The 12,442-nt window shown below is 36.4% G+C and carries 11 protein-coding genes and 1 other annotated feature; of the genes, 7 read left to right on the top strand and 4 right to left on the bottom strand.

Annotated features, from left to right (window positions below):
* Positions 1–112 precede the first annotated feature (112 nt).
* The gene (locus ILS93_RS14635; RefSeq protein WP_000966116.1) at positions 113–859 is read left to right on the top strand and encodes a YjbA family protein; all 747 of its coding nucleotides are present in this window, start codon (positions 113–115) and stop codon (positions 857–859) included.
* On the opposite strand, the gene ILS93_RS28710 is transcribed toward ILS93_RS14635, so the two are convergent.
* The 3 genes from ILS93_RS28710 to ILS93_RS14625 all read right to left on the bottom strand — a co-directional run bounded on the left by ILS93_RS28710 (position 856) and on the right by ILS93_RS14625 (position 2,831).
* Entirely contained in the window at positions 856–990 is a 135-nt protein-coding gene (locus tag ILS93_RS28710) for a hypothetical protein (protein WP_255295184.1), read from the bottom strand. The genes ILS93_RS14635 and ILS93_RS28710 overlap by 4 nt on opposite strands.
* 74 nt (positions 991–1,064) lie before the next feature.
* Positions 1,065–2,054: a tryptophan--tRNA ligase gene (gene trpS, locus ILS93_RS14630; RefSeq protein ID WP_000110999.1), complete on the bottom strand. Its 990-nt coding sequence runs from the start codon at positions 2,052–2,054 to the stop codon at positions 1,065–1,067.
* 74 nt (positions 2,055–2,128) lie between these two features.
* Positions 2,129–2,345 (bottom strand) — a binding site (T-box leader).
* 105 nt (positions 2,346–2,450) lie between these two features.
* Positions 2,451–2,831 carry a DUF3899 domain-containing protein gene (locus tag ILS93_RS14625; RefSeq protein WP_001044992.1) on the bottom strand — a complete coding sequence of 127 codons (381 nt, stop codon included), beginning with the start codon at positions 2,829–2,831 and terminating at the stop codon, positions 2,451–2,453.
* A 319-nt stretch (positions 2,832–3,150) separates the two neighbouring features.
* Here ILS93_RS14625 and ILS93_RS14620 point away from each other — a divergent pair, with 319 nt between their 5' ends.
* The 5 genes from ILS93_RS14620 (at position 3,151) to ILS93_RS14600 (ending at position 8,842) form a co-directional block, all read left to right on the top strand.
* Entirely contained in the window at positions 3,151–4,782 is a 1,632-nt protein-coding gene (locus tag ILS93_RS14620) for a peptide ABC transporter substrate-binding protein (RefSeq protein ID WP_222660764.1), read from the top strand.
* A 127-nt stretch (positions 4,783–4,909) separates the two neighbouring features.
* Positions 4,910–5,839 carry an oligopeptide ABC transporter permease gene (opp3b, locus tag ILS93_RS14615; protein WP_063224613.1) on the top strand — a complete coding sequence of 310 codons (930 nt, stop codon included), beginning with the start codon at positions 4,910–4,912 and terminating at the stop codon, positions 5,837–5,839.
* Positions 5,836–6,852, top strand: a complete 1,017-nt coding sequence (gene opp3C / locus ILS93_RS14610) for an oligopeptide ABC transporter permease (protein ID WP_064476816.1) — start codon at positions 5,836–5,838, stop codon at positions 6,850–6,852. Before opp3b ends, opp3C begins: the two co-directional genes overlap by 4 nt.
* Before the next feature lie 18 nt (positions 6,853–6,870).
* A complete protein-coding gene (locus tag ILS93_RS14605) occupies positions 6,871–7,914 on the top strand; it encodes an ABC transporter ATP-binding protein (RefSeq protein WP_000854348.1) in 1,044 nt (347 codons plus the stop codon).
* On the top strand, positions 7,907–8,842 hold the full coding sequence (locus tag ILS93_RS14600; RefSeq protein WP_064476815.1) for an ABC transporter ATP-binding protein: 936 nt from the start codon (positions 7,907–7,909) through the stop codon (positions 8,840–8,842). The genes ILS93_RS14605 and ILS93_RS14600 overlap by 8 nt, the downstream gene beginning before the upstream one ends.
* Positions 8,843–8,988: 146 nt before the next feature.
* Here the strand turns inward: ILS93_RS14600 and ILS93_RS14595 are convergent, their stop codons facing one another.
* Positions 8,989–10,383: an MATE family efflux transporter gene (locus tag ILS93_RS14595; RefSeq protein ID WP_098103598.1), complete on the bottom strand. Its 1,395-nt coding sequence runs from the start codon at positions 10,381–10,383 to the stop codon at positions 8,989–8,991.
* 404 nt (positions 10,384–10,787) lie between these two features.
* Between ILS93_RS14595 and ILS93_RS14590 the strand changes: the two genes are divergently transcribed.
* Positions 10,788–12,434, top strand: a complete 1,647-nt coding sequence (locus tag ILS93_RS14590) for a peptide ABC transporter substrate-binding protein (protein WP_088048326.1) — start codon at positions 10,788–10,790, stop codon at positions 12,432–12,434.
* Positions 12,435–12,442 lie beyond the last annotated feature (8 nt).

The following is a 12,442-nucleotide window of genomic DNA, read 5'->3' as shown; positions in this document are numbered from 1 at the left end:
GTATTAATAGAAGAAAAAATAATAATTAGAATATATTTCCTTAGGTGGAATAAAGTTAAGAAAAATTGAACATAATGATTGATACAAACAGTAGTGAAGTGAGGGGTAGTGAATGTTATATCTACATGATGTATGGGTAAATTGGTTTGAAGGTGAAGAGAATGGGTATAACGTTTGTCATTTTTACGAATGGCGGAAAGATGATACGATTGAGCTATTAGATCAAGTGCCATTATTAAAAGTAGATGCCACATTATATCATTACATCGAGGACGAATTGTTAGAGCTTCCGCAAAAATTGTTGGAAGACGTACATCATAAGGCATATATTCGTAAAAATCATGAACGTTTGCAGCAAGAGTATTGCTTTGTTGTTACAGATGGAAAAGGAATTATTGCGATTGACACAATTGGTTACAATGTACCAATTCGAAAGAGCAGACTTATACCGCGCCAAGAGCAGATGGTATATGAGATGGTAGAAAACGTACAAGCAGAAAAGTATGAGTTCCAAGTAGAAGAAATGGAAAAAGAACATCATATTTTATCACCATCACCTTTCATTATGAATGGCTTAACTCGTAAAGAAAGACAGCTTAAACAATTATTATTTATGGCGTTAGATCAATTACATACAACGAAAAACACAGCAGAAATTCGCTATTGGTTCACAGAGTGGGATCCATCAGCATACGGAATGGTTCAACATATGGAATTTGAAGATATTTGGGCTAAACTGTATGATGAAGCGAAAACAGGCTGGTCTGAGAAGCACGAACAATTATGCGAGCGTCTCGTAAAAGGACAGCCATTTTTTGAAAAGTTATGGGAAATGGAAAACGAGCAAAAGGTAAATTAAAAAACCGCCAATTGGCGGTTTTTTAATTTGTTGTAACTTAGATCCAGCGAACATTCTGAACGAGCTGCCTCCGCTTTTGGTAGTAATCCAGCTCCGGCTCCTAGCCCTTCGCGTCTAAGAACCTTCCCCACGAGAAGGTAAAAAGCACCTTCTGTGGGAAAGAACCTTAGCCTTCAGGGATAAACAGTCGCCTCCGCTTTATACATTACCTACGTTTTCTACTTAACCCCATTGCATTTTCTACTTTGCGTAGTTGTTTGAATGCAACACGGTTTGCTTTTTCTGCACCTTTGTCTAGAATTTCGTCTAGTTCGGGTGAGTTGATTAGTTCGTTATATTTGTCTTGAATTGGACGAATTGCTTCTACGACTACTTGTGCTAGGTCGCCTTTGAAGTCTCCGTATCCTTTTCCTTCATACATTGCTTCTATTTCTTCAACTGTTTTTCCAGAGAATGAAGAGTAGATTGTTAATAAGTTAGAGATTCCAGGTTTGTTTTCTTTATCAAATTTCACGATACCTTCAGAATCAGTTACAGCACTTTTAATTTTCTTTTCAATTGTTTTTGGTTCATCAAGCATACTGATCATTGCCTTTGGATTCGGATCAGATTTACTCATTTTTTTCGTAGGTTCTGTTAATGACATAACGCGAGCTCCTACTTTTGGAATACGAATTTCAGGAACAGTGAACACTTCACGGAAGCGTTTGTTGAAACGCTCTGCTAGATCGCGTGTTAATTCCATATGTTGCTTTTGATCATCACCAACAGGTACGATTTCAGTGTTGTAAAGTAAAATATCAGCAGCCATTAATGGTGGATACGTTAGTAATCCAGCTGGAACTGAATCTCTACCAGAAGATTTATCTTTATATTGCGTCATACGCTCTAATTCTCCAACGTAAGCAACTGATTGCATAATCCATCCTAGTTGAGCGTGTGCTGGTACTTCTGATTGTACAAATAAAGTAGCTTTTTCAGGATCGATGCCGCATGCTACATAAAGTGCAGCAAGACTGCGAATGTTTTTACGAAGTTGTACGGGATCTTGAGGTACTGTAATCGCATGTTGATTTACAATACAGAAATAACAGTCGTGTTCATTTTGAAGCTCTGTAAATTGCTTCATAGCTCCTAAATAGTTTCCAAGTGTAATCGTTCCACTCGGCTGAATACCAGAAAAGATAACTGACATAAGTAATTCCTCCTAAATTTGAATGCGTGATGGGGAAGAGAAGGCAAACAAAAAAGCCCATTCATCCCAAAAACTATAGGGACGAATGGACCGCGGTACCACCCTAATTATTTCACTACTGTGAAATCTCTCTAATCCATAATAACGTTTGGATATAACGCCAAAGCCTACTACTTTCGGTTCGGTTTGGTGCTCAAAAGCCCATTCCATACTGCGCAATTACTTGTTCACACCAGCCACAAGCTCTCTGAAATTGCCTCAATATGTACTCTTCTTTATCATCGCATACATATAAATGTATTTATTGTTACCTAAGCTCCTTTAATATGAAAGAACTAAAGTTTTATAACAAAATGTTTTGCTGATTATTATATCATATGGGATAGTGTTTGCAAACTACATCAAAATAGTAAAGCTAATGAGGGTCGAGAACAACCCAAGAACGATACCGGTAATGCAAATTGGATACGTCCATTTGAATGAATATGTTTTATAAATACGTTCTTTCTTATCGACAGGTTCCTCTACTTCTTCAATTAAAGACTCAATTTTTTTGTTCGTACCAAATACTCTTTGGAAGGCGTAAATTGTTACGTTAAAAAATCCATTTTGAAATATGAATAAAAAACCGCCTATAAGAATAAAAAATAGTGCGACATAAAACGATATATTGACAAAATTCAACAAAAATTGCGATGAAACGAGGAATGCGCCAATACTAGAAGCAATTATCGCTATGAAAATTAGTATACAAGTATGAAAAAAAACTTTATTCAAAATGTTCCCCTCCGTCAAAATATTACTAGAATTATTATACTATAAAAGCTATAATATGTACTAGAATTAATTTTTTGAAAATTATACGCAATTAAAGGTCTGATTTCAAGATGATGGTAGCAATGTTAACGTATCCCTTTACAAAAAAATAAAAAAATAAACATTTTATTAAAAATTTTAACAAAAAAACAAAAAACTATATTCACAATTGTTATATTATATGTATAATGAAAATTGTAGAAACTTGGAGATTATTCTTTCAATTCTACATTTTTACAAGTGAGGGTACAGGAAGTGCAATTAGGGGAGGCAACACAACATGAAGAAAAAGATACCGTTATTACTTGCATCGACGTTGACTGTCAGTATGTTAGGAGCTTGTAGTTACCAAAAAGAGGATAATAAAGCAGGCGCAAAAGAAAAATCCTCAAACAAGCAAGTTTTAAATCTAACCGAGACAGCTGAAATCCCAACTATGGATACGACGTTATCAACAGATGCAACATCTTCTAACATCATGAATAATACAATGGAAGGATTATATCGTCTGGGTAAAGACGATAAGCTTGTTCCAGGTGTCGCTAAATCTTATGAGAAATCAGAGGATGGCAAAAAGTATGTATTTAAGTTACGTGAAGATGCGAAATGGTCTAATGGTGAACCTGTAACAGCAAAAGACTTCGTTTATTCTTGGCGAAGAGCTGTAGATTCAAACACGGGTGCCAAGTTTGCTTACATACTATTTGATGTTAAAAATGCGGAGAAAATTAACAAAAAAGAATTACCAGTTGAAGAACTTGGTGTAAAGGCAATTGATGATCATACACTTGAAGTGGAATTAGATAACCCTGTTCCTTATTTTGTAAGTTTAACAGTCTATCCAACATTGTATCCTTTGAATGAGAAGTTTGTAACAGAACAAGGAGCAAAATTTGGATTAGAATCCAATACGACACTTTATAATGGTCCATTCGTATTAAATGAATGGAAGCATGAACAAAGTTTCCAACTTAAGAAAAATCCAACGTATTGGGAAAATAAAGAAGTAAAACTTGAGGAAATAAACTTCAATATTGTTAAGGATCGTTCAACTGCTATAAATTTATATGAAACGAAAGCGATTGATCGTGTCGTGTTAACATCAGAGTTTGTAGATAAATACAAATCAGATGCTGACTTTAAAACGATTAAGAGACCATCTACACAATTTATTCGCTTAAATGAAAAGAATAAATTTTTAGCAAATAAAAATATCCGAAAAGCAATTGCAATGTCCTTTGAACGTGAAAATATCGGAAAAGTGATCTTAAACGATGGTTCAGAGGGGATATATGGTTTTGTTCCGAAAGGCTTAGCAAAAGGTCCGAATGGAAAAGACTTCCGTGAAGAGAACGGAAAGCTTATAAAAGAGGATACTAAAGAAGCTCAAAAATACTGGGAAACTGGTAAAAAAGAACTTGGTGTAGACAAAGTAGAGTTAGAGCTATTAAACTTTGATACTGATGATGCTAAAAAAATTGGAGAGTATTTAAAAGGCCAATTTGAAAAGAACTTACCAGGTTTAACAGTTTCAACAAAAATGCAGCCATTTGCACAAAAATTAAAACTTGAAGCAAGTGGAGATTACGCAATGTCATACGCGGGATGGAGTCCAGATTATATGGATCCAATGTCATTCCTTGAAATGTATACGACAGGTAATGCGCAAAACAAAGTAAATTACGCAAATGCAGCGTATGATGATTTAATTAAAAAAGCGAAAACAGAAGTTGATGTACAAGTTCGCTGGGATGCATTATTACAAGCAGAAAAACAACTGCTTGAAGATGCAGCGATTGCTCCAGTATATCAACCAGGAAAAGCTTATTTACAACGTGGCTCAATTACTGGCATATTAGAACATAAATATGGCGGAGAATTTAGCTATAAGTGGGTTGAACTCAAAAACTAAAAATGGTTTCCATCATGAATAAGGGTATATGCCTATGATGGGCATATGCTCTTATTTTAAAAAAATAAAAGTAAGAATATTTTAAACTATCTTATTGCTTTTGAGAAAAACGGGGAGGTGCTTGACTATGGGACGTTATGTATTAAAACGTTTCGTGTACATGGCTTTGACATTATTTTTAATTACTACACTGACTTTCTTTTTGATGAAATTACTTCCGGGTTCTCCGCTTAAAAACCAGGAGAAACTATCACCGGCACAAAAAGAAATCATTCTTGAAAAATATGGTTTAAATGATCCAGTACCAGTTCAATATGCACGTTACTTAGGTAACTTAGCAAAAGGTGATTTAGGGGTATCATTCCAATATGATAACCGTCCAGTAACAGATATGATTGTGGATCGTATTGGACCATCAGCGCAACTTGGTTTACAAGCGATTATATTAGGAACATTTATCGGTTTAATTTTAGGAATCATTGCGGCACTTCGTAACAACACGTGGGTCGATTATGGGGCGACAATTATTTCCGTACTCGGGATGTCGGTACCATCGTTCGTATTTGCTGCATTACTACAATATTTCGTAGGGGTAAAACTCGGATGGTTCCCAGTAGCATTCTGGAAAGGACCAGAGTTTACAGTAATGCCTACAATCGCTTTATCGATGGCAGTTATCGCAACAATCGCACGTTTTGCTCGTGCAGAGTTAATTGAAGTTATGCAAGCTGACTACATTTTAACAGCGAAAGCGAAAGGGATTAGCCAAGGCGTTATCATTATTAAACACGCGCTTCGTAACGCATTAATTCCAGTTGTAACAATTCTAGGACCAATGGTTGCAGGATTAATTACAGGGACATTAGTTATTGAGCAAATATATGCTGTACCAGGACTGGGGGAACAGTTCGTTAAATCTATTACAGTGAATGACTATACAGTTATTATGGGAACTACAATTTTCTATAGTGCGATTTTCATCTTAGTTATTTTCATTGTTGATATTTTATACGGAATTATTGATCCTCGTATTCGTTTAGCGGGAGGGAAAAAATGATGAAAGATGTACAAAAATTATCTCCAGATTTATTTCAACAAGCCAATCAAAATAATGTTGATAATGAAGTCATTGCCCGTCCAAGCTTAACGTTTTGGCAAGATGTAAGAAGACGTTTGTTCCAACATAAAGGGGCAATGTTCGGTTTCATTTTATTAGCGTTTATTATATTACTAGCAGTTTTAGGACCGATGGTAAGTAAGCATTCTTATAAAGAACAAGACTTAGGTCGTGCGAAATTACCACCGAAAATTCCTGTTATTGAAAATGTTCATTGGCTACCATTTGACGGTACAGATCAATATGGTGTTGACCAATATGAAAAACGTGACATTAAAGAGTATTTCTGGTTTGGTACAGATGATCTTGGACGTGATTTATGGACAAGAACATGGGAAGGTACACGCGTATCGTTATATATCGCTCTTTTAGCAGCGGCGATTGACTTAGTAATTGGGGTTGCTTATGGAGGTATTTCAGCGTTCTATGGCGGTAGAGTAGATAATATTATGCAACGTATTATGGAGATTATTAACGGTATTCCATACTTAATCATCGTTATTTTAATGGTAATCATTATGGGATCTGGTATATGGTCAATTACACTAGCAATGGCGATTACAGGTTGGATAGGGATGTCGCGTATCGTTCGTGGACAAATCCTGAAATTAAAAAATCAAGAATATGTATTAGCATCTCGTACATTAGGTGCAACAAACACACAATTAATTGTAAAACACTTAATCCCGAACGTAATGGGACCAATTATCGTAATGACAATGTTTACAATTCCAACAGCAGTGTTTGGTGAGGCGTTCTTAAGCTTCATCGGTTTAGGTATTCAGCCACCATTCGCATCACTTGGTTCTCTTGTAAACGATGGCTATAAATCAATTCAAACGTATCCACATATGATGTTCATCCCAGCGGTTGTCATCAGTATGTTAATCTTAGCATTCAACTTAATGGCAGACGGATTACGCGACGCGTTAGATCCAAAAATGCGTAAGTAAAAGAGGGGAGAAGTAAAAATGAAAACATTGCTAGAGGTAAAAGATTTGCAAGTCTCCTTTGATACACATGCAGGTGAAGTACAAGCTGTACGCGGTGTTACTTTTGATTTGAAAAAAGGAGAAACATTAGCGATTGTAGGAGAATCTGGTTCTGGTAAATCAGTTACTTCTAAAGCGTTAATGGGATTAATTCCGAATCCTCCAGGACGTATTAAAAACGGTGAAATCGTATTTGAAGGTCGTGACTTAACGAAATTAACAGAAAAAGAAATGCAACAAGTGCGCGGGAAAGATATCGCGATGATTTTCCAAGATCCAATGACATCATTAAACCCAACGATGACAATTGGAAATCAAATTATGGAAGGCCTTATTAAACACCAAGGGATGAGTAAAGCAGATGCACGTAAAGTTGCGTTAGAATTAATCGACCTTGTAGGTATTCCAAATCCAGAAGCGCGCTTAAAACAATATCCTCACCAATTCTCAGGTGGTATGAGACAGCGTGTAGTTATTGCGATGGCGTTAGCTTGTAACCCAAAATTATTAATTGCCGATGAGCCGACAACAGCGCTAGACGTTACAATTCAGGCGCAAATTTTAGAGCTTATGAAAGACATTCAGCAAAAAACAGAAGCGGCAATCATTTTCATTACGCATGACTTAGGTGTAGTGGCAAACGTTGCGGACCGCGTAGCAGTTATGTACGCTGGTAAAGTTGTTGAAATTGGAACGGTTGATGAAATTTTCTACAATCCAAAACATCCGTACACTTGGGGCTTAATCGCATCTATGCCAAGTTTAGATGGTTCAGAAGAAGAGTTATATGCAATCCCTGGAACGCCTCCAGATTTATTAAAGCCGCCAAAGGGAGATGCTTTTGCACCACGTAACCCACAGGCACTGAAAATTGATTTTGAAATGGACCCACCTTTATTTAAAGTAAGTGATACACACTATGCGGCAACTTGGTTACTTCACGAGCAAGCTCCAGAAGTAAGACCGCCGGCAGTTGTTGAAAAACGCATTCTTCAAATGAAAGCAGGTGAACAACATGACTAAACAACGTGAGAAATTAATTGAAGTAAAAAATGTAAAGCAGCACTTCGACGTGAGTGGTGGTGTTGTCAAAGCGGTTAATGATATTTCATTTGATATTTATCGCGGAGAAACATTTGGTCTTGTAGGAGAATCAGGTTGTGGTAAATCAACAACTGGAAGAACGATTATTCGTTTATATGATGCAACTGCTGGTGAAGTGTTGTTCGATGGTGAAAATGTACATGGTAAAAAATCTCGCGCAGAGCTGAAGAAGTTCAACCGTAAAATGCAAATGATTTTCCAAGATCCATATGCATCATTAAACCCTCGTATGACAGTAGGGGATATTATTGCAGAAGGTATTGATATTCACGGACTAGCAAAAGGCAAAAAAGAGCGTATGGACCGTGTTCATGAATTATTAAACACAGTTGGTTTAAATAAAGAGCACGCAAACCGTTTCCCGCATGAATTCTCAGGTGGACAACGTCAACGTATCGGTATTGCTCGTGCACTTGCTGTAGAACCTGAATTTATCATTGCCGATGAGCCAATCTCAGCACTTGACGTATCAATCCAGGCGCAAGTTGTAAACTTACTGAAAAAGTTACAAAAGGAAAAAGGTTTAACATACTTATTCATTGCCCATGATTTATCAATGGTAAAATACATTAGTGATCGCATCGGCGTAATGTACCGTGGTCAAATCGTTGAGCTAACAACAAGTGAAGAGTTATATGCGAATCCAATTCATCCATATACGAAATCACTATTATCAGCAATTCCGCTTCCAGATCCAGATTATGAGCGCAATCGTAAACGTATCGTATACGATCCATCACAACATGATTATGGTAGTGAAGCACCAACAATGCGTGAAATTCGCCCAGGACATTTCGTATTATGTTCTGAAGCAGAGTATAAGAAATATAAAGAGATTTATCAATAATAAAAAAGCCAATCTTCCGTTACGGAAGATTGGCTTTTTTTCTACTATATAATAGATTTGTCAACATTTCTTGGTAAGTCGATATATTTAAAGAATCGCAGATATAAGTTTCCTTTACCAATGAATACACCTTAATTAAAGGAGTATTACTGTGCCTGAACAGAAACACTCTCCTCTTGTTCTGCAGGTTTAACGAGTGCATAACGTTCCCACGCTCTACTTTTCCAGCGGAAGAACATAATGATGGCACGTGTCCATTCATCGATAGCAATCGCTAGCCAAATACCAACGAGCCCCATATCTAAATGGAAGGCGAAAAAGTAACCGAGTGGCAAACTCATTAATACCATAGAGAATGCACCGATTAAAACAGGGTACTTTGCATCACCAGCTGCACGAAGTGAATTGATGATGACAATGTTCATTGTACGCCCTGTTTCTAGTAGGACACTTAGTAAAAGAACTGACGCACCTAATGTAATAATGTGCGGATTATCTGTAAATAGCCCCATTAATTGTGTGCGGAATGTAATAACGAGAGCGACCATACATAAAGTGACGCCAATAGCCCATTTCACACTTTTCCATACGCGTTCATACGCTTCATCTTTTTCGCCACCGCCAACGAGGCGTCCGATAATAATGGCTGTTCCCATACCGATCGCAATAGCAAATAAATAAGTGAACATAGAAATGTTCGTAGCGTATTGTCTAGCCGCTAATGATTCCGTTCCTAAGTATGTTGCATAGTATAAGAAGACAATTTGGCAAGCTTGATACATAACCTGCTCAAATGCAGATGGAATCCCGATCTTTAAAATTTTCCCGATGTATTCTTTAGATAAGGTGAAGTAATATTGTAATTTCACACGGTATTCCATAACGCGGTACAGTAACCAGAAGAAAACGATAAGTGCGATTAATCTGCTGACAGCAGAAGAAATGGCAGCCCCTTGTACACCGAGCTCTGGGAAACCAAATTTCCCAAAAATGAGTACGTAGTTTCCAGCGATATGAATAATATTCATTCCAAGTGAAATAAACATCGCTTGCTTTGTGAAGCCATGTACGCGGATAATTGCGGCTAATGAATTAATAATAGCTTGAAGGAAAATAGCGCCTCCGACGATGGATAAATAGCCTTGCGCATACATGAGTACATCGCCTTGTAAGTTCATTGCCATCATCATATGTTTTGAAAATAATAGAAAACCAGCGCTTATAATGAGTCCGACCACTAAATTTAATGTGACGGCTAAAGCTGATATTTTTGATGCTTCCATAAAACGTTTGGAACCGAGGTATTGAGATACGACGATAGCTGCGCCGTTCCCGATGACTTCAAGTACCAAAATAGCGATATGGAGGTATTGATTCGCTGCACCAACCCCGGATACAGCATCGTCTGATAATGCACTTAACATGAAAGTATCAGCGATCCCCATTAACATAAATAGAAAAACTTCTAGAAAAATAGGCCATGTTAATAAGAATAAACTTAATTTCTCTGTCGGCCCGTTTTTTGCTTGAATTGCTGTCATGTCCCGTCCCCTCTTTACCGATATCTATTTTTAGCAAAGTGTATCGTAACATACTTTCTTATCCTTTGCACTCATTTTAACCTACATATCTTTAATATGAAGGTAGCACTATTTTATGATAAAAAGAGGGGGATAATTATGCTAAAGTATTATAAGATATAAATTATATTTTTCTCTGATAATTTAGAAAAATATAAAAATAGTTATTTTTAACACTTAAGTAAGGAAAAACGGCAATATAAAACGTTTACAAAGGTTTATTTTTTAACAGAAAATTTTAATGAAATAGAAATATAAATATACAAAAAATATATTTGTGTGTATAATATGAATTATTAGAACATATATATATTTCTTTTTGTTTGAAAATGAAAGGGCTAACATTTTTTGTGGAGGGTGGAAGTATGAAAAAAAAGATGCCAGTTTTTGTAGTATCAACAGTAGCGATGAGCATGATGTTAGGGGCATGTAGCTACCAAAAAGATGAGCCGCAAGCGAACGCAAAAGGGGATAGCGGGAAAAGCGGTGCAAAGCAAGTTATTAACTTAATTGAAACACAAGAAATTCCAACGATGGATCCAGCGTTATCAGCTGATGCAGTTTCTTCAAGAGTAATGACTAATACGATGGAAGGCTTATACAGTTTAGGAAAAGATGATAAGCTAGTTCCTGGTGTAGCGAAGGAATTCCAAAAGTCAGAAGACGGTAAAAAATATACATTTAAATTACGTGAAGACGCAAAATGGTCAAATGGTGAACCTGTGACGGCGAAGGATTTCGTATACGCATGGCAAAGAGCGATTAACCCAGATACAGCTGCGAAATCAGCGTACATTATGTATGATATAAAAAATGCAGAGAAAATTAATAAAAAAGAGATGAGTCCAGATCAATTAGGCGTAAAAGCGATTGATGATCATACATTAGAAGTGGAATTAGACAATTCAATTCCATACCTTGTAGATTTAATGGTATATCCAATCTTCTATCCTGTGAATGAAAAGTTTGTGAAAGAGCAAGGTACGAAGTTTGGTTTGGAAGCGAATACAACACTTTATAACGGGCCATTTACATTAAGTGATTGGCAACATGAACGTAGCTTTAAAATGACAAAGAGCGCGTCATATTGGGACAATAAAGAAGTGAAGATTGAGGAAGTAAACTTTAATATTGTAAAAGATACGTCTACGCCAATTAATTTATATGAAACAAACGCAGTCGATCGAGCGACGTTATTAGCAGAGTTCATCGATAAATATAAAGGAAAACCAGATTTCCAAACAGTAGAAGATACATCTGTATTCTTCCTTCGTTTAAATCAAAAAGACCCAGCTTTAGCAAATAAAAATATTCGTAAAGCAATTTCACTTGCTTTTGAACGTAAGCCGTTCGTTGATACATTATTAAATAACGGTTCTAAGCCAGCAACAGGATTAATTCCTGATAACTTCATTAAAGGGCCAGATAAGAAAGACTTCCGTGCTGTAAATGGAGATATTGTAAAACCAAACGTGAAAGAAGCGAAGAAATATTGGGAAGCTGGTAAAAAAGAGCTTGGTAAAAATGAAATCGAATTAGAGTTATTAAATGAAGATGTTGAATTATCGAAGAAAACAGGTGAATATTTAAAAGGTGAATTAGAAAAGAATTTACCAGGTTTAACAGTGAAAATTAAACAACAACCATTTGCGCAAAAACTAAAACTAGAAGATGCGGGCGATTATGTGATGTCATTCTCTGGATGGAGTGCAGACTTCCCAGATCCAGTTACATACCTTGATATGTTCGTAACGGACGGATCACAAAATAAAATGAAATACTCTAATCCGAAATATGATGAAATTATCATGAAAGCGAAGAAAGATGGAAGTGATGTAAATGCTCGTTGGAAAAACTTACTGGAAGCAGAGAAAATGTTACTTGATGATGCTGCGATTGTTCCAGTATATCAACGTGGTAGAGCATACTTACAAAGAGAATCAATTAAAAATATGTACAACCATAAATATGGCGGCGATTTAAGCTTTAAATGGGCGTCAGTAGAGAAATAAGAAAAAAG

The sequence above is a fragment of the Bacillus sp. 16GRE42 genome, assembly GCF_019837435.1.
GTDB classification, from domain to species: domain Bacteria; phylum Bacillota; class Bacilli; order Bacillales; family Bacillaceae_G; genus Bacillus_A; species Bacillus_A wiedmannii.
Note: the sequence above shows the minus strand (reverse complement) of the source record. Positions and strands in the feature narration are given on the sequence as shown.